This window comes from Arthrobacter sp. ov118 (assembly GCF_900116495.1).
GTDB lineage: Bacteria > Actinomycetota > Actinomycetes > Actinomycetales > Micrococcaceae > Arthrobacter.
Genome location: NZ_FPAY01000001.1, coordinates 1,097,786 through 1,115,780, shown reverse-complemented (window position 1 = coordinate 1,115,780; position 17,995 = coordinate 1,097,786). Strand labels below are relative to the sequence as shown.

The window sequence follows — 17,995 nt, the reverse complement described above, 5'->3', positions numbered from 1 at the left end:
GCCGGCCGCGCTGTCCAGGCGCGACGGTGGCTCTGCTGGCCGGCTCAGCTGGGCCCGCGGCGGGTCAGTCGCCGCGGAGGCCGTAGCTGAGGATCATGTTTCCCTTGCTGGTCTGCTGGGATGACTGCAGCTCCAGCCGGGTCAGGGGATCGCCGTCGCTGAACAGCCGCCGGCCGCTTCCCGCGACCACCGGATGAACGATCAGCATCAGGGTGTCGAGCAGGCCGGCGAACAGCAGTTGGCGGACCAGCGAGATGCTGCTGAAGATGCCGATCTCGCCGCCGTCGCTGTTCTTCAAGTCCGCCACGAAGTCCTCCAGCGGACCTTCGATCAGGCGCGAATTCTCCCACTCCAGCTCCGGACCCAGGGTCCGGGACGCCACAAATTTCGGCAGCGGGTTGATGAACCCGGCGAAGTCGGCGTCGCTTTCGGCCTTGGGCCAGTACTCCGCCCACTGCTGGTACCCGACGCGGCCCAGGAGCCCGGTGTCTATCCGGCCCATCATCTCGCCCATCCCAGCCCCGAGCTCGTCGTCGAAGCTGTCGAACTGCCAGAGGAACGGGTCCTCCACCACCCCGTCCACGGAGCAGAAGAGGCCGGCTGTCACTTTGCGCATGGGTTCTCCTTCCGGTGAATCTTTAGTGCACCCTATCGGCAGATGCCGGGCGAGGGAATGGCTGACGGCAACTGTTCAAGACCGCAGCGGACGACGGCGGGACGCCCCTAAGGGCTGTTCCGGAGGGCTGTGCCGCCATCCGGAACAGCCCAGACCTTTCTGGTCAAGGCTTAGCCATTGGAGGTGGAGCCGCTCGCAGCGGCGTCGTCGGCGTCGCCGTCGTTCGGCCCGCCGCGGCCCCGGCCGCCACCTTGGCCCTGGTCCTGGGTTTCGGTGATGGTGAAGTTTGCATCAAGCAGGACGGTGGCGTGGGTGCCGTCGGCCTTGGTGATGTGGGCTTCGTACACGGCGCCGTCGGCGTCGGTTTCCATTCTTTCGATCGTCGCGTCCGGCTGGGCTGCCTTGACGGCTGCCTCCACCTTGGTGGCGGTGTCGCCGGTGAGGGCCTCCTCGGTCTTGCCGTTGGCCTGGTGCCGTCCGCCGGTGCCGCCGCCGGTCGTGCCGTAGCCGTTTCCGTAGCCATCCGTGGTGGCCGCCGTCGAGCTGCCCGTGGTGTCGGCGGCCATGGCCGGGATGGCCGCCGCTCCCACGGCGCCGCCGCTGATAACCGCCGCGAGCATGATGCCCGCGGTGGCTTTATTGATCTTTGCCATTGCGTTACTCCTTTGCTGGGGCCCGGAGTCCCGGGCCGGCCGAGGATTCGGCCTGTACCCAGCCTCAGGCGCGGAGTTATGGCAGCACTTTCGGGAGGCTGTGCCGCTGCTGTGACCGTGGGCGGCGCCCTATGCCCGGGCGATCACCTCGCCGTTGGGGATCAGGAACCAGCCGTCGTCGGTGGAGCCCCAGCGGTGCCAGCCAGCGGAAATCCGGGTCAGGTCCGCCTCGCCGGCAAAGCCGTACTCGAGGGCCTGGTCGGCGAAGGACGAATGCAGCACCCGCTCGCCCCACACCCGGGCCTGCCACCGCCGCTGCTGCCCGGTGGCGTAGAGCCAGTTGCTGCTCGACGGCGCCACGTCTGTGAACCCGGCGGCCTGCGCCCAGGACACGAGCCGGCGGCCGGCGTCGGGTTCGGCACCGTTCCGGCGCGCAATCCGCTGGTACAACTCCATCCAGTCGTCGAGCTCAGGAATGGCCGGGTACCAGCTCATGCCGTGGAAATCGGCGTCGCGCACGGCAACGATCCCGCCGGCCTTGGCCACCCGGCGCATCTCCCGCAGGGCCGCGACCGGATCCGTAAGGTGCTGGAGGACCTGGTGGGCGTGGACGACGTCGAACGTCTCATCCGGGAAGTCGAGGTCGTAAACGTTGCCGGTGGCGAAGCCGACGTTGCCGACGCCGCGCTCCGCGGCGAGGGCCGTGGCCTGGGCGACGACGTCGGGGGAGCGGTCCAGGCCCGTGACGGTACCGGGCGCCACCAGCGTCGCGAAGTCGCACGTGATGCTGCCGGGCCCGCAGCCGACGTCGAGGACGGACACCCCGGGCGTGAGATACGGGATCACAAACGCCGCGGAGTTTTCCGCCGTGCGGGAGGCGTGGGCACGGACCACCGACTCGTGGTGGCCGTGCGTGTACACATCGTCAGGCTGCTGCGCACTCATAATGGAACGCTACCCTCCCGCGGCCCCGGCAGGCAGTTTTTTGCGGCCCGCCGTCAGTTTTGCCGCTTCCGGCGCCGGAGGGTCTGCGGATGAATAGAGGGGTGGAAAACATCAACAGCAGCAGTGCAGGCAGCGGCGGTGGCGGCAAGGGACTGGGCCTGTTCCGGGCCACCGGCATCTACGTCGGGACGATCCTGGGCTCGGGAGTCCTGGTGCTTCCCGCCATCGCGGCCAAGGAAGCCGGTCCGGCATCGCTCCTGGCGTGGGCACTCCTGCTGGTGTTCTGCGCTCCCGTCGCCTTCAGCTTCGCCGAGATGAGCCGCCAGCAGCCCGATTCCGGCGGGATCGCCCATTTCGTCAAACGCGCCTTCGGGCGTCGCGCCTCGGCCGTGGCCGGATACCTCTTCTACTTTTCGATCCCGTTCGGAGCGCCGGCAACGGCCGTAATCGGCGGCAACTACATCGCCCATGCCCTCGGCGGCGGACGGGAGACTGCGGTCCTCGCGGCGGCAGCGATCCTGCTGGCCGCATTCGCGAGCAACGCCGTCGGCATCAGGATGTCCAGCCGCATTCAACTGGCGCTCATGGTGCTGCTGGTGGGACTGCTCGCGCTCGCTGTCGCGCTCGCGGCGCCGCATGCGAAGGCGGAGAATTTCCAGCCTTTTGCTCCGCACGGTTACTGGGCGGTGGGCGGCGCCGCGAGCCTGCTGTTCTTCTGCTTCGCCGGGTGGGAAGCCGTGTCCCACCTGGCCGGGGAGTTCCAGAACCCCGGTCGCGACCTGCGGCGGGCCACCTGGCTCACACTGGTTGTGGTGGGCACGGTATACATCGGCGTCGTCGCCGCCTCGGTAGCCGTGCTCGGTCCGCAGCTTCCCGGCACTGCGGTGCCGATCGCCGAATTGCTGGAGACGGGGTTGGGCTCACTGGCGGACCCACTCACCGCCGTCGCCGCCGCCGTGCTGACCTTCGGCCCCATCAACACCTTCGTGGCCGGCGCCAGCCGGCTAGGGTCCACATTGGCGTCCGACGGCGTGCTGCCGCAGGCTCTAGCCCGCGGAGGCGGCCGCGGACAGGTTCCGACCGGAAGCCTGGCAGCGCTGGCGGTCCTGACGCTGCTGTCCTTCGCCGCGGCCGTTGCCGGACTCGCCGACATGCAGTTCCAGATTGGGGCCGCCTCTGCGTGCTTCACGGCCGTCACCGCGTTTGGCCTCGCCGCCGGCATCCGGCTGCTGCAACCGCGGACCGCCGCTTGGTATGGCGTGATCGTGGCGGCCGCTGTCATGGTGGTTGTCCTGCTCTTTAGCGGCTGGGCGCTGGTGGTCCCGCTGGTGCTGGCAGCCGCCGCCGTCGGCGTCGGAATGAGCTTTGGCAGGCGTTCTGTCGGGATCCCCACGCCGGAGACGACGCCGGAGCCGGTGCCTGATGCGATGCCTGCAGCTGTGCTGCCGGTGCCGGCGGGCCAGCCGCCGGCCGCAGCGCATCCGTGAGGCACTGCGGCTGATCGGCAGAACTTGCCGATCAGCCGGGGTGCTGGTCCGGTTCGGGGCCGCGTGCCGCTTCCTCGCCGGCCAGTACGGTGGCCTCGATCATGGAACTCATGAAGCGGGTGACGATCTCCAGTTCCTCCGGCGTGAAGTTCTCCATCGCCGCGCCCATATGGCGGGCCAGTGGAAGGAACATGGCGCCGCCGTCCCGGTAGGCCTTGGGGGTCATGCGCAGCTGCACTTGCCGACGGTCCGCGCCCTCACGCTCGCGGACCACGTGGCCGGAACTGTGGAGCCGGTCGATCAGGGCGGTGGTGGCCGGTGAGCTGAGGTTCAGCTCTTTCCTGAGCAGCCCCGGCGTGACGACCTGGTTCCGCGCGGTGTGCCGCATGATGACGGCCAGAGCGTTGAGATCCGTGCGGTGCATGTCGTTGCGGCCGCCGGCGGTATCCACATAGCGGTTCGCTTCGAGGGTGAATTCCTGCAGGAGCCGGACGAGCGGCGGCGGACCAGCCGCTTCGGAGGGTCCCGGGACTTCGGCTGACACGGCTGACCTCCCTTGTCCCTAGTGATGGCGTCCATTCATACGGGGCGTCTCTTGATAAGGCGTCCTTGGCGCCGCAGCGCTCTGAGTGCCGCCGGTCGGCGTCAACGAGGGCGCCCTCCGGATTTTACTGCAGCCCGGACCTTACTGCGGCCCGGGACTGCGCCCGAACCTTACTGCGGCGGCCGGGCGCCGACTGTCCTTCCACGGCCGTTCTCCCCATTCAGGCGCGGCTAAGACTTATCTCCATGATGGAGATAGTCTACTATGGAGCTGCATACCTGTCCCGCCGCAGCGCCTCCCCGGAAGGACCCATGAACAACTCCACGCCCCCCTCGCATTCGGAAATCCGCGGCGAAATCGGCCCTCCGCACCCCGGATCAGCAGCGCGGTCGTCCGAAAGCGGCGCAGAAAACCGAAAGCGGGGCAGAAACCGAACACCCCGCACTCCGTTCTGGCTACGCTGGCTGGTTCCCGCTGTACTGGTCGTGGCCTGGCTGGCCATTGCCGGCGTCGGCGGCCCCACCTTCGGCCGGCTCAGTGAGGTTTCGTCCAACGACCAGGCATCCTTCCTGCCGGCCGGGGCCGAAGCCACCGAGGCTCAGGACTGGCAGGCCAAGTTCCGGGACTCCAAGGAAATCCCCGCCGTCATCGTGATCGAGAGCGATGCCGCCTTCACTCCTGCCCAGCTCGGCGAGGCCGCGGCGCTCAAGGGCAAGCTGGAAGCCCTGCAGGTCGGCAGCACGGTCATCGGCCCAATCCCGTCAGAAGACGCCCAAGCCGTACAGTTCGTGGTGCCCGTCGCTTCCTCGGGCGAAGTGAAAACTGTGGTCAAGGAACTGCGGGACGAAGTCCAGGCGTCCGCCCCGGCGGGAATGCGCACGTTCGTCACCGGCCCCGCCGGTCTCACCGCGGACCTCGTCAGTGCCTTTGCCGGCATTGACGGCGTCCTCCTGCTCGTGGCCCTCGGAGCAGTCTTCCTGATTCTGCTGATCGTCTACCGCTCGCTGCTGCTGCCCATCATGGTCCTGTTCACCTCCGTCTTCGCGCTCTGCGCCGCCATCCTGCTGGTGTTCGGCATGGCCAAGGCCGGCTGGATCCAGCTGAACGGCCAAAGCCAAGGCATCCTGTCCATCCTGGTGATCGGCGCGGCCACCGATTACGCGCTGCTGTATGTGGCCCGGTTCCGGGAAGCCCTGACCCACACCGTCAACCGCACGGCCGCCGCGCTCACGGCATGGAAGGCTGCGTGGGAACCGATCCTGGCCTCCGGCGCCACCGTGATCATCGCCCTGCTCTGCCTGCTGTTTTCCGACCTCAACTCCAACAAGGCGCTCGGGCCGGTAGCGGCGGCAGGCATCCTCTGCGCACTCTTCGCGGCCCTGACTCTGCTGCCCGCCCTCATGGCGCTGCTGGGCCGGGCAGCGTTCTGGCCGTTCCGGCCCAAACTGCTCCCGGCGACGGAGCGGGACCCGGAACTGGTGACCGGGCTCGAGGGCCAGAAGGGACTGTGGCGGGCCACCGGTTCGCTCGTTTCGCGCCGGCCCCGAACGGTTTGGATGACCTCGGTCCTGCTGCTCCTCGTGGCGGGCGCCGGTATCCTCCAACTCAAAGCCAACGGCGTGGCCCAAACCGACGTCATCCTCGCCGCCTCCAACGCCGTCGATGGTCAGGACGCCCTGGGTCGGCACTTCGACGCCGGATCCGGCAGCCCCGCAGTGATCGTCGCCGACGAAGCGAAAGCCCCGGAAGTGCTGGATAAGACCAAGGCAAGCGACGGCGTCGGGGACGCCTATCTGTTGGCCGAAGGCGGCGTCCCCATCATGACCGGAGCCCCGGGCGCCCCGGCCGGGCCGGGCACTCCGACGGATCCGGCGGTCCGGGACGGGAAGGTCCTGATCAGCGCGACCCTCAACTACGCGGCGGATTCGCAGGAGGCCGAGAATTCGGTGGTAAACCTCCGCCGGGAACTCAAGAAGATCGACGCCGGCGCCCTCGTGGGCGGCGTGACCGCGACGGCGTTGGACACCAACACCACCGCCCAGCGCGACCTCGTCACCATCATCCCGGTGGTGCTCGCGGTCATCCTTGTGATCCTGACGCTGCTGCTGCGCTCCGTGCTGGCACCGGTCCTGCTGGTCGCCTCGGTGGTGCTGTCCTATGGCGCCGCGATGGGAGTCTCCGCCGTCGTGTTCAACCACATCCTGGGATTCCCGGGGGCAGACGCCACCGTTCCGCTCTTCGGCTTCGTCTTCCTCGTGGCCCTGGGCGTGGACTACAACATCTTCCTCATGAGTAGGGTGCGGGAGGAATCCCTCAAGCACGGCACCCGGGCCGGCGTCCTCCGCGGCATTAGCGTCACGGGCGGCGTGATCACTTCCGCCGGTGTGGTGCTGGCCGCAACTTTCGCCGCGTTGAGCGTCATCCCGATCATGTTCCTGGTGCAACTGGCCTTCATTGTCGCCTTCGGCGTGCTGCTGGACACCGTCCTGGTCCGTTCCCTGTTGGTCCCGGCCCTGGCCTACGACATTGGCCCGCGGATCTGGTGGCCGGGGAAGCTCGGCCGGCCCGGAGCTGATGCCGCGGCCCGGGAGCTGCCAGCCGAGCCGGAACCGGAATCCGCCGAGGCGGGAATTCGCTAGCCGGAACCCGCGAACCCGGCCGCCGTCACCCGTTCCTGGTCCCCCACCAGGCGACAGTGGCGGCAGCCGCTTCGCAGGCGCTGCCACCTTCAGTAGTCAAGCTGCAAGGACTCCGGTGAAAAACCTGGGTCTCTCGGCGCGGCCGACAACCGATGTAGCTGTTCGGGAGTGATGGGGAAGAACCGGGCCACGGCAGCGATGCCGGTGAGAACCGCGTGGGGCGTGAGCCTGGGATCATGCAGGAGCCAGGACAGGATCGGGTCAACGTCCTCCCCGGCCCGCGGCAGCGGTGCGGCGAGGAATTCACTGCCAAGCTCCCAACGGCCTTCCATCGGATCCGCATCCCGGATTCCGGCGGTAATGTCCTCGGCCGTGAGGTCCGGCTGGGCGAGGGCGAGCAGAACGTGCGTGCCGCGTTCCTTGTCCCCGACACTGAACCGCCCCATGCCGAGCATCTGGATTCGGTGGGGATCCATCACCAGGCCGAGCTCTTCTGCAGCTTCCCGTGCCAGCGCCCGGCGCGGATCGGGAAGGCCGAACTCATCGCCGTCCGGAAGGATTCCCTTGCGGGGGCGGAGTTCGAGGTTGCCGTTTACCGCAGGGCCGAACTTATCCGGATGTGACCCGGCGTGCCGCGACCGGCCAGCGAACAATAACTTGCGGTCAGAGGAAACCACGATTGCGGACAAAGTGAGGAGTTTGGCCCTCATGCCGGTCACGTTGCGGACAGTGCCTCCGAGTGCGTCCGGGTAGTGGTCCAGCAGCACGGCCCCGTATGTGGTCTCGGCCATGGCCAAATGGAGCCTGAGCCGGCCGTTGCCGTTGTCCCGCTCCGTTCGCCAGCCTACGAGGCGGGGGAGGACGCCGTCGAACGCGTGCTGCGAGTCGAGTTTGTTCCGGAGGAACTGTTTCTCCGCGTCCGAGGCATCCATATTCTTTGTCTCCAGCCCCGGCATTTCCAGTGATGCAGGCAGGACGGCTGTGGTGCTCCGTTCGTCGTCGAAATCGGGGCTGTACCGGTGCCGACGGTAGCTGACGAAGGTGTCATAGGCTAGGGTGCCCGAAGCGGCGTCGGGTATCTGCCAAAGGTCGAGTTCGCGCTCGAGGAGCGGCGATTCGATTCTGAGGTGGCGGCTGGGCCGTTCTCCCCCGTGGCCGCCGCCCGCCGCGGCCTCGGCCAGGACTCTTGAGGTCTTGGCCGCCATGGCGGTTTCCCGTTCGACGACCGGAGCGGAGGTCGTACCCAAGAAGGAACCGCGGCGCAGATCCGCCGCGTAGCGGGAATACGCTTCCGACAGGCTGACCAACTCCGCGGCCGTGGCTGCAAATGTAAGCGGCATGGGATCGTCGTGGCCGCGGGCGACACCGCCGGCGCTGACGGGGTAGCCTGCCGCAAGCCAGTTGAGTTCGTCGGACGGGGCGTTCGGGGCGCCTTGGATGATGTTCTTGACCCTGGTCTTCGAGTCGCGCCGGCTGATGCCAACGCTCTTCATGGCGGCGTGGCGCCTTCGGAACATCAACCAGGCCGGCTGCGCCCGCCATGCGCTGTATACCGCGTAGATCGCAATCGCGGCAGGTGCCAATGAAACCCAGTCTGCAATGCTCATTCCCCAAAAACTCACTGCCTCAGTCATCGCCCCAGTCAATCACCGAATTTATCCACACAGCGCCGCCCTCGACTGGTTTGGAAGTCAGGCCGCCGTCACCCGTTCCTGGTCCCGCCACCAGGAGACGGTGGCGGCGGCCGCAACGTGCAGCGGGGTCGGAGCCAGGCCCAGGGCGGCCTGGCTCGCCGCCGAGTCCATCACGAACGGGCGCTGGAACTGGTACAGCGTCTCCGCCAGTTCCCGCACGCCAGGGGAAAACCCGCCCATCGCCTTCAGCGCCCAGCCGGGTAGGGCGGTGACACGCGGCGCGCGCACGCCCGCCGCCGTGGCGAAGGCCCCCGCCATCTCCCGCTGGGTCAGCGCCGGTCCCGTGGGTGCATGCCACACCCGGTTCCACAGCGGCGGCCTGTCCGCCGCCGCAATCATCGCGCGCGCAAGGTCCGGAACGTAGGTGAAGGAATGTGGCTGGTCCACCCGCCCGATCACCAGCATTGACCGGCCAGCCAGAACGGGACGGACCATGCGTTCCCCGGCGTGAGCGTTGCGGACCCGCGGCCCGAAGAAATCGCCGGCCACCACGCTCACCGTGGGCGTGGCCGCGGCCGCGCGTGCCGCGAGCAGCGAGGTCCGGATGCCACGCTTGCCGCCCTGCGCCTGCCGCGGACTTTCCTCCGCCATGACATGCTCAGGTGCGCTGTAGGAGTACAGGCTTTCCGGAAACACGACGACGGCGTCCGCCTCGCCCGCCGCGGCGAGGACGGTCTGCTCGGCCCCCGGGAGCTCCTTTTCCCAGGCCTTCGCCTCATACCGGGAGCCGTGGACGCAGTGGAAGACGGCCGCGGCACCGTCGATGGCCCCGCCGAGGCGGGCGGGGTCCGAAACGTCGACGGACAATTTCTCCACTGAAGGGTGGGCCGGCCCGCTGCCGGACCTGGTCAACACCCGCACGTGGTGGCCGGCCGCGGCGAGCTGTTCCGCGACCGTCCAACCCACGGGGCCCGCGCCTGTGACGACATAGAGCCGGGCCGATCCGCGCCCGGCAGCTTCTGACTGGGACATTCCGAACTCCTTTGAAGTTGCGAGAGCAGTGCTCTCTGAATTCAGAATGCGCTCCTGGTCGGGATAAGTCAAGAGCGGTGCTCACACTTGTTGACGGTGCTCTTGTTTGTGGAATGCTGGACACATGCCAGAGGACAAGGGTGAACGAGCCGTTGAGCCGGCTGTTGAGCCAGCCGTTCAATCCACCGGGGGGCCAGCTCCCGCCGCGCCGGGTCCCCGCACCCCGCGGGAACGTGCCCGTGCCCGGACCGTGGCCGACATCATCCGGCTGGGCCGGGAGCATCTGGCGTTGCATGGGGCCGCGGCACTGTCCCTGCGCGCCGTTGCCAGGGATCTGGGCGTCGTATCCTCTGCGGTCTACCGCTATGTGGAGAGCCGGGAGGAGCTTTTGACCCTGCTTCTAATAGAGGCCTACAACGAGCTTGGCGATGCGGTGGATGCCGCCGTTGCGGCCGTGCCGGAAGGCGACTTCGGCGGCCAGTTCGGGGCCCTAGGCCGCGCGGTGCGGGACTGGGCCTTGCGCGAACCTGCCCGCTACGCCCTGCTCTTCGGCAGCCCGGTCCCCGGCTACCAGGCGCCCGCCGAGCGGACCACCGGTCCCGGGACCCGGGTGATCTTTGCCCTCATCGGCATCCTCGACGGCGCCTTCCGGGCCGGGCGGCTTGCTGCGCCCGGCCCGGGGAGCCCTGCCGTGCCGGCCGGTCTGGCCGGGGATCTGGCGGCCATCCGGGCGGAGTCCGGTTTGGCCATGCCGGATGAGCTCCTGGCCCGCGGTGCGCTGGCCTGGACGTCGCTCTTCGGTGCCGTCAGTTTTGAAGTCTTCGGCCAGTACGGCGAGGGCACTTTCACCGCCCGGGAGGAGCTCTTCGCCCACCATCTCGCGGTGCTCGCCGACGTCGCCGGGCTGCCGGCGCCGGGCGCTGCCGCCTGAACGGGCGCCCTCTGTTGCCCCGCGCTGGCGCTCGATAGACTGCCCCTGCGCCCGCACGGGCGCACCCGATGCGTCCAGGAGGGTCCATCATGTCTGAAGAGAATGTGCCTGAAAAGAACATCGCCGCAGAGGGCCCGCGTGACCGGACCCTGTTCGAAAAGGCGGCTTCCGAACAAGCAGCGTCCGAACCGGCAGCGTCCAACAATCTCGACGGGCGGCCCGCGGCCCAGGGCGAGGTCGAGGCCCCCGCGGCCGAGGGGCAGTACGTCGAAGGTGATTACGGCTCCGCGGGCGCGGCGGGCGAAGTCCCGCCCACGGCAGTCGAAGGCGGGTATACGGCGGGTGACTACGGCGACGCCGGCGTCGCCGGAGCGGATGTCGTCGGCGAGGTGGAAGGCGATTATCCCGAAGGTGATTATGGCGATGCCGGGCTGTCGGGTGACACGGTCGCCGACGGGACCGAAGCCGTCGCCGAGGAGGGGGAGTATCCCGAGGGTGACTACGGGGCCGCCGGAACGGCAGACGCCGAGCGGTCAGGCGGTCAGCCGGCCGGCAGGCCTGAGGGGGAGTATCCCGAGGGTGATTACGGGGCCGCCGGAACGGCCAGCGGTGAGCGGGGCAGCCGGCCGGCAGCTGACAAGTCCGCCGAAGACGTCGCGCGGGACGAGGGGTAGGCGGCAGCCAAGGCGCCCATCAGTGGTTCGCGCAGGGCGAAACGCTGCCAAGGGGAGCGCGGGAAAGGCTGAAATCCGGGAGATTCGGGTGGAGATGAACGGCTGCGGACCGCGGGCAATCCAAAGTTGAGTGAATGTCGCTCAACTTTGGATTGACTTAAAGCCGGGCCTGAGTAAAGTTGAGTCCAGATCGCTCAATACGGTCGGGCCCATTGTGGTCCGCGGCCATCTCCGCAAGATTCCAAGGAAAGTAAGGAAGCAATCCATGTCACGTGCAGTAGGTATTGACCTCGGAACCACCAACTCCGTTGTCTCCGTTCTCGAAGGTGGCGAGCCCACCGTCATTGCCAACGCCGAGGGTGGCCGCACCACGCCGTCGGTTGTTGCCTTCTCCAAGGCCGGCGAAGTCCTGGTCGGCGAAATCGCCAAGCGCCAGGCCGTCAACAACATTGACCGCACCATCGCGTCGGTCAAGCGCCACATGGGCACCGACTGGACCGTCGCCATTGACGACAAAAAGTACACGGCGCAGGAAATCTCCGCCCGTATCCTCATGAAGCTGAAGAACGACGCCGAGTCCTACTTGGGCGAAAAGGTCACCGACGCCGTTGTCACCGTCCCGGCTTACTTCAACGACGCCCAGCGCCAGGCCACCAAGGAGGCCGGTGAAATCGCCGGCCTGAACGTCCTGCGCATCGTCAACGAGCCCACCGCGGCTGCACTGGCCTACGGCCTGGACAAGGGCAAGGAAGACGAGCTCATTCTGGTCTTCGACCTCGGCGGCGGAACCTTCGACGTCTCCCTCCTGGAGGTTGGTAAGGACGAAGACAACTTCTCCACCATCCAGGTCCGCGCCACCGCCGGTGACAACCACCTCGGCGGCGACGACTGGGACCAGCGTGTCGTCGACTACCTGCTGAACCAGCTCAAGGTCAAGGGCATCGACCTCTCCAAGGACAAGATCGCCCTGCAGCGTCTGCGTGAAGCCTCGGAGCAGGCCAAGAAGGAACTCTCCTCCTCCTCCAGCACCAACGTCTCCCTCCAGTACCTGTCCGTCACCCCCGACGGCCCGGTCCACCTGGACGAGCAGCTGACCCGCGCCAAGTTCCAGGACCTCACCAAAGACCTGCTGGACCGCACCAAGAAGCCGTTCCAGGACGTCATCAAGGAAGCCGGCATCAAGCTTTCCGAGATAGACCACATCGTGCTCGTCGGCGGTTCCACCCGCATGCCGGCCGTCTATGAACTCGTCAAGGAACTGGCCGGCGGCAAGGAGCCGAACAAGGGCGTAAACCCGGACGAGGTCGTCGCCGTCGGTGCTGCCCTGCAGGCCGGTGTCCTCAAGGGTGAGCGCAAGGACGTGCTCCTGATCGACGTCACCCCGCTTTCCCTTGGCATCGAAACCAAGGGCGGCATCATGACGCACCTGATCGAGCGCAACACGGCCATCCCCACCAAGCGGAGCGAGACCTTCACCACGGCGGATGACAACCAGCCGTCCGTGGCCATCCAGGTCTTCCAGGGCGAGCGCGAGTTCACCCGCGACAACAAGCCGCTGGGCACGTTCGAACTGACCGGTATCGCGCCGGCCCCCCGCGGTGTGCCGCAGGTTGAGGTCACCTTCGACATCGACGCCAACGGCATCGTGCACGTTTCGGCGAAGGACAAGGGCACCGGCAAGGAACAGTCCATGACCATCACCGGCGGCACCGCGCTGTCGAAGGAAGACATCGACCGCATGGTCCGCGACGCCGAAGAGCACGCCGCCGAGGACAAGGCACGCCGCGAGGCCGCCGACACCCGCAACTCCGCCGAACAGCTGGCCTACTCCGTGGACAAGCTGATCGCCGACAACGCCGACAAGCTGCCGGAAGAGGTCAAGACCGAGGTCAAGGCCGACGTCGACGCGCTCAAGTCCGCGCTGGAAGGCACGGATGACGCCGCCGTGAAGTCCGCGTTTGAGAAGCTGCAGACGTCCCAGACCAAGCTCGGCGAAGCCATCTACGCCCACGCCGGATCCCCCGACGGTGCCACCGGCGCTGAGGGTGCCCCCGCGGGCGAGCAGGCAGCGGGCTCCGACGAGGACATCGTCGACGCCGAAATCGTTGACGAAGACGAGAAGAAGTAATCATGCCGCACCACGGTAACGAAGAAGAGCACGGTTCTTCCGAGAGCCGGCGCGACGCTGAACAGCGGGAGAACGAGGCGCAGAAGCCGGTGATCCACGACAACCGCAAGGTTGATCCGAAGACCGGCCAGGCCCGCCACCCCGACCAGGCCGATTCCGGGGACGCCCTGTCCCAGGCGGAGGACATCCTCAACAGCGTTGAGGTGCCCGCCGCGGAATCGGTGGCGCAGGGTGCGGGTGCCGCTGAGGCGGACGAGCTCCGCGATGACCTTCGCCGGCTGCAGGCCGAGTACGTCAACTACCGCAAGCGGGTCGAGCGCGACCGTGCCGTGGCGGGCGAGATGGCCGTCATCGGCGTCTTGAACGCCCTGCTGCCGGTACTGGACGACGTCGACGCCGCCCGCCAGCATGGCGACCTCGCGGACGGCCCGTTCGCCGCGATTGCCGCCAAGCTGGAGACTGCGCTGAAGACGTACGGACTGGTGCGCATTGAGGAGACCGGCGTGGAGTTCGATCCCACGATCCACGAGGCCCTGATCCAGCAGCCCGGCACGGACGTCGAGTTCGACACCGTCAGCCAGGTCCTGCGCTCGGGCTACAAGTCCGGCGACCGCGTTCTCCGCGCGGCCCAGGTGATCGTGGCGGTTCCGGCGTAGTCACCGTCGCGAAGCGAGACAAGGGGCCCCGCCCCTACGCGTGGCGGCTTTGGTCCTGCGGACCTAAGCCGCCACGCTTCGATAGGCCCGATGCCACTCCCGGGCCCCTTGTCTCGCTCCGCTCTGGCGGTTGTCTCGCCTAAGGTGAGATGAGCGCAGCGCAGCTGGATAGGGGGCCGCGGCGTGGCGGGCACCGCGAAGCGGGCACGGCCCCCTATCCAGCGGAGCTCCAACGCAACACAGAACTAGAGAGGAAACGCCATTGGCTAGCCAGGACTGGGTGGATAAGGACTTCTATAAGATCCTTGGTGTCGCCAAGGACGCTTCCGACGCCGACATTAAGAAGGCTTACCGGAAGCTTGCCCGGCAGCACCACCCGGACAGGAACGCGGGTAATACAGGCTCTGAGAAAATGTTCAAGGACATCTCCGAGGCGTATTCGGTGCTCTCCGATCCCGATGAGCGCCAGCAGTATGACGCCATCCGTGCCATGGGTGGCGGCGCACGCTTCGCGCCCGGCGGAACCGGCGGGGCTGCCGGCGGGGCAGGCTTCGAAGACCTCTTCGGCGGGCTCTTTACCGGCGGCGGGGGACGCCACTCCGGCGGCTACAGCACCGCGGGCGGCATTCCGCCCGAGTTCGCGGATCTCTTCGGCGGCGGCGGATTCGGTGGGGGCCAGTCCTTCCAGCGGGCTCCGCAGAAGGGCGCGGACCGCACCGCGTCCACCTCGATCTCGTTTGCCGGGTCCATCCGCGGCACTACGATCGGCCTGCGGGAACCGGACGGCGAGGTCATCGACGTCCGCATCCCGGCCGGCATCAAGGACGGGCAGAAGGTCCGCGTCCGCGGCAAGGGCCAGTACGCTCCGGCGGGTAACGGAGACCTCATGGTCACCGTCTCGGTGAAGCCGCACGAGTTCTACGTCCGCGACGGCGACAACCTCCGCATCCACGTGCCGGTCTCCTTCCCGGAGGCGGCCCTGGGCGCGGACATCGAGGTTCCGACGATCGACGGCGACACGGTCAAAGTCAGGGTGCCTGCGGGCACGCCGTCTGGGCGCACGCTGCGCGTCAAGGGCAGGGGGATCAAGCACGCCAAGGCCACCGGCGACCTGCTCGTGACGATCGACGTCGCCGTCCCGCGGCGGCTGAACAAGGAAGCGGAGGAAGCCGTGAAGGCGTTCGCCGCAGCCACGATGGGCGAGGACGTCCGCTCCGGCCTGGCAGCCAAGGCCCGGCTCTAGGAACGGGGTCCAGCCATGGCCATTGACTTCGATCAGCCGATCTTCGTCATCTCCGTTGCGGCCGAGCTGGCGGACATGCACCCGCAGACGCTGCGCCAGTACGACCGGCTGGGCATCGTCTCGCCCAGCCGCGCGCCGGGCAAGTCGCGGCGCTACTCGCAGCGGGACGTGAACATGCTCCGCGAAGTCCAGCGGCTCTCCCACGAGGGCGTCTCGTTGGAAGGCATCAAGCGGATCCTGCAGCTGGAGAACCAGGTGGCCGGCCTGCAGCGCCGGGTCAGTGAGCTGACCGAGGAACTGGGCCGGCGCCGCCAGGCAACCGATGCGCGGATCTTCGCCGCCGGAACGGCCGGCGACGTCGTCAGCCTGGCCCGCGGGAAGCGTCCCCAGGCGAGGTCCCAGGCCGTGGTGGTGTGGCGGCCGCGCGGAATCGACTAAGACGACGCAGGATCGACCAAGACAAACAGGTGTGCCCGGGACCGTGGTCCCGGGCACACCTGTTATTGAGTAGGCAGTGGGGCTGCCCCATGGGCCTGACTGGGGCCCTATGTGGCGGTCCGTATTTGCTGGTCCCTTATTTACTCGAGTATTTACTCGAGGCGATGAGCTGGTCGACGCCGTCGCGTTCACGCCGGCCCCACGTTTCGCGGGTGGCCAGGGCGGCGATGAGGCCGATCGCGCCGCAGCCCATGTAGACGATGGACACCCCGCCCCAGCCCCAAGCCGCTGCCGTGGCTGCGGCGATCAGGGGGATGAAGCCGGAGATGGCGGCAGAGAACTGGTAGCCGATCGAGGCGCCCGAGGTCCGGGTGTTGGCGTGGAACAACTCGGAGAACCAGGCGCCCTGGGCCCCTGCAAGCATGTCGTGGAGGATCGGCAGTCCGATGATGTACACGAGGACGATCAGGAAGGGGACGCCCGTGTTGACCAGGAGGAACAACGGAACGCCGAACAGGATGATCCCGGCCGAGCCCGCGATATACACCTTGCGGCGGCCGACCTTGTCAGTGAACCGGCCCCAAAGGATGGTGGTGACGACGCCCAGCGCCGCGGCGAGGACGAGACCGGTCAGGCCGGTCTGGCGGTCGGCGATCTTGTTGCTGGTGATGTAGGAGAGCAGGTAGGTGACGATCACGTAGAAGCCGCCTGATTCGGCAAGACGCAGGCCGATGACGCGCAGGATGTTGCGCCAGTCATCCCTGATCACGGTCAGCAGGGGGTTCTTGACGAGCTCGCCCTTGGCCTTGGTCTCCTCGAACTCGGGCGATTCGCTGACCTTGAGGCGGATGATGATGCCGGCAATGATAAGGAGGGAGCTGGCCAGGAACGGTACCCGCCAGGACCATTCATTGTTCCAGCCGGTGGTGGCAAGGAAGACAAGGTTGGCGAGCAACAGTCCGAGCGGGACGCCGGCCTGGGGGATGCCGGTGTAGCGGCCGCGCTGGCGCCAGGGTGCGTGCTCAAAGGTCATCATGATGGCGCCGCCCCACTCCGCGCCGAAGGCCAGGCCCTGGATGATGCGGATGGCAACGAGCAGGATCGGAGCCAGGACGCCCACCTGCTGGTAGGTGGGCAGGACACCGATCAGGAAGGTGGCGCCGCCCATGACCAGGAGCGCACCGACGAGGACCGGTTTGCGGCCGTACTTGTCCCCGAGGTAGCCGCCGATGAGCCCGCCCAGCGGCCGCATCGCAAATCCCACGGCCAGGGTGGCGAACGCGAGCAGGGTGGCGGCCAGGGGGTCCTGGCCGGGGAAAAACGCGCTGCCGAAATACAGTGCAGCGGCTGTGCCGTAGGCCAGGAAGTCGTAGTTTTCGATCGTTGTGCCGACGGCACTGCCGATCGCAACCTTGAGCTTTTCCGGTGAACCGTGTTCAGCCTGGCGGCTTTGTGCTTGTGTGAGCGTACTCATCAGCGTCCATATCTCCTTCGATATGGGACGGGGGTATTTTCCCCGGTCCCGGGTGCCGCGGTCCTGCACCAGTGACGCCGTCTGCGGCGTCAATTCGGGTGGTTCAGGCCCTTGACGTTTCCAATGTTGTAAAAACTGCGGATGTGGTCGCCCACAGCGTGCCTGGCTGCATCCGCGTCCCGCCGCCGGATGGCATCGAGAATGTCGCGGTGTTCGCTCCGGACCACCTTGGCGGTCTTCTTCCAGTCCTCCAGCCGCGCATAGGCTTCGATCATCTGGCGGTTGATGGCGGTCCGGAGCGACCCCATCAAGTGGGAGGACAGTGCGTTGCCGGTTGATTCCGCGATGCGGACGTGGAACGCGGCATCCAGGCGGTTGAACTCGGCGGTTGAAATGTCCGGGTCATCCATTTCATCCAGGATCAGTTCGAGGTCGCGGTGGTCCTGTTCGCTGGCCCGGACCGCGGCTTCCTCGCAGCACCAGGTCTCCAAGGCGATCCGGGTTTCCAGGACGTCGTTCTGGTCGAATTGGCCCAGAGCGAGCTGCAGCTTGAGCAGGTTGACGAAGGCGGATCCCGGCTCGCCGACCAGGACCGCCCCTCCTTCAGCCCCGCCGCCGGGACGGATGTCCACGATGCCCAAGGCTTCCAGGACCCTGAGCGACTCCCGGAGTGACGGCCGGGAAACGCCCAGTAGTACGGCGAGCTCCCTTTCACTGGGCAGCTTGTCGCCTGCCTTGAGCCGGCCGTCGAGGATCCTGTCCTCGATCTGGGACATGACCTGTTCGTAGGTGCGGACCCGTTGGACGGGTTCCCATGCTTCTGCTGTCATTTTCGACCACCTTGTTGATTGCCGTGCCGCCGGCCAACCGCTGGCGGCACTCCCATCGTAGTCGCGGCCTG

At 67.4% G+C, this 17,995-nt stretch carries 16 protein-coding genes; 8 read left to right on the top strand and 8 right to left on the bottom strand.

Annotated features, from left to right (window positions below; translation table 11 throughout):
- Positions 1-64 precede the first annotated feature (64 nt).
- The 3 genes from BM372_RS05185 to BM372_RS05175 form a co-directional block, all read right to left on the bottom strand.
- On the bottom strand, positions 65-616 hold the full coding sequence (locus BM372_RS05185) for a dihydrofolate reductase family protein (protein WP_090952678.1): 552 nt from the start codon (positions 614-616) through the stop codon (positions 65-67).
- Positions 617-786: 170 nt separating this feature from the next.
- The gene (locus BM372_RS05180; protein WP_256214045.1) at positions 787-1,269 is read right to left on the bottom strand and encodes a hypothetical protein; all 483 of its coding nucleotides are present in this window, start codon (positions 1,267-1,269) and stop codon (positions 787-789) included.
- 129 nt (positions 1,270-1,398) lie between these two features.
- Positions 1,399-2,214 (bottom strand): methyltransferase domain-containing protein, encoded by an 816-nt coding sequence (locus tag BM372_RS05175; RefSeq protein WP_090952676.1) that lies wholly within the window; start codon positions 2,212-2,214, stop codon positions 1,399-1,401.
- Positions 2,215-2,315: 101 nt separating this feature from the next.
- Between BM372_RS05175 and BM372_RS05170 the strand changes: the two genes are divergently transcribed.
- Positions 2,316-3,701, top strand: a complete 1,386-nt coding sequence (locus tag BM372_RS05170; protein ID WP_256214044.1) for an APC family permease — start codon at positions 2,316-2,318, stop codon at positions 3,699-3,701.
- 31 nt (positions 3,702-3,732) lie between these two features.
- Here BM372_RS05170 and BM372_RS05165 read toward each other — a convergent pair whose 3' ends face one another.
- Positions 3,733-4,245, bottom strand: a complete 513-nt coding sequence (locus BM372_RS05165) for a MarR family winged helix-turn-helix transcriptional regulator (protein WP_090952674.1) — start codon at positions 4,243-4,245, stop codon at positions 3,733-3,735.
- Positions 4,246-4,490: 245 nt separating this feature from the next.
- Here BM372_RS05165 and BM372_RS05160 point away from each other — a divergent pair, with 245 nt between their 5' ends.
- On the top strand, positions 4,491-6,884 hold the full coding sequence (locus BM372_RS05160) for an MMPL family transporter (RefSeq protein ID WP_256214043.1): 2,394 nt from the start codon (positions 4,491-4,493) through the stop codon (positions 6,882-6,884).
- 89 nt (positions 6,885-6,973) lie between these two features.
- On the opposite strand, the gene BM372_RS05155 is transcribed toward BM372_RS05160, so the two are convergent.
- Together BM372_RS05155 and BM372_RS05150 are read right to left on the bottom strand one after the other, a co-directional pair.
- Positions 6,974-8,491: an NUDIX hydrolase gene (locus BM372_RS05155; RefSeq protein WP_143111429.1), complete on the bottom strand. Its 1,518-nt coding sequence runs from the start codon at positions 8,489-8,491 to the stop codon at positions 6,974-6,976.
- An 84-nt stretch (positions 8,492-8,575) separates the two neighbouring features.
- Positions 8,576-9,550 (bottom strand): NAD-dependent epimerase/dehydratase family protein, encoded by a 975-nt coding sequence (locus BM372_RS05150; RefSeq protein ID WP_090952670.1) that lies wholly within the window; start codon positions 9,548-9,550, stop codon positions 8,576-8,578.
- Between the two features lie 124 nt (positions 9,551-9,674).
- Here BM372_RS05150 and BM372_RS05145 point away from each other — a divergent pair, with 124 nt between their 5' ends.
- From BM372_RS05145 to BM372_RS05120, 6 genes are all read left to right on the top strand, one after another.
- The gene (locus BM372_RS05145; protein WP_090952668.1) at positions 9,675-10,481 is read left to right on the top strand and encodes a TetR/AcrR family transcriptional regulator; all 807 of its coding nucleotides are present in this window, start codon (positions 9,675-9,677) and stop codon (positions 10,479-10,481) included.
- Between the two features lie 89 nt (positions 10,482-10,570).
- Positions 10,571-11,155 carry a hypothetical protein gene (locus BM372_RS20615; protein ID WP_177235882.1) on the top strand — a complete coding sequence of 195 codons (585 nt, stop codon included), beginning with the start codon at positions 10,571-10,573 and terminating at the stop codon, positions 11,153-11,155.
- A 265-nt stretch (positions 11,156-11,420) separates the two neighbouring features.
- On the top strand, positions 11,421-13,283 hold the full coding sequence (gene dnaK, locus BM372_RS05135; protein WP_090952666.1) for a molecular chaperone DnaK: 1,863 nt from the start codon (positions 11,421-11,423) through the stop codon (positions 13,281-13,283).
- Between the two features lie 2 nt (positions 13,284-13,285).
- Entirely contained in the window at positions 13,286-13,939 is a 654-nt protein-coding gene (locus BM372_RS05130; protein WP_177235881.1) for a nucleotide exchange factor GrpE, read from the top strand.
- 262 nt (positions 13,940-14,201) lie between these two features.
- Entirely contained in the window at positions 14,202-15,182 is a 981-nt protein-coding gene (locus tag BM372_RS05125) for a DnaJ C-terminal domain-containing protein (RefSeq protein ID WP_177235880.1), read from the top strand.
- Positions 15,183-15,197: 15 nt separating this feature from the next.
- Complete coding sequence (locus BM372_RS05120; RefSeq protein ID WP_090952664.1) at positions 15,198-15,620, top strand: heat shock protein transcriptional repressor HspR; 423 nt, start codon at positions 15,198-15,200, stop codon at positions 15,618-15,620.
- 136 nt (positions 15,621-15,756) lie between these two features.
- Here the strand turns inward: BM372_RS05120 and BM372_RS05115 are convergent, their stop codons facing one another.
- Positions 15,757-17,094, bottom strand: coding sequence for an MFS transporter (locus BM372_RS05115; protein WP_090952661.1), 1,338 nt, complete (start codon positions 17,092-17,094; stop codon positions 15,757-15,759).
- Between the two features lie 89 nt (positions 17,095-17,183).
- Complete coding sequence (locus BM372_RS05110) at positions 17,184-17,924, bottom strand: FadR/GntR family transcriptional regulator (RefSeq protein ID WP_090952659.1); 741 nt, start codon at positions 17,922-17,924, stop codon at positions 17,184-17,186.
- Positions 17,925-17,995 lie beyond the last annotated feature (71 nt).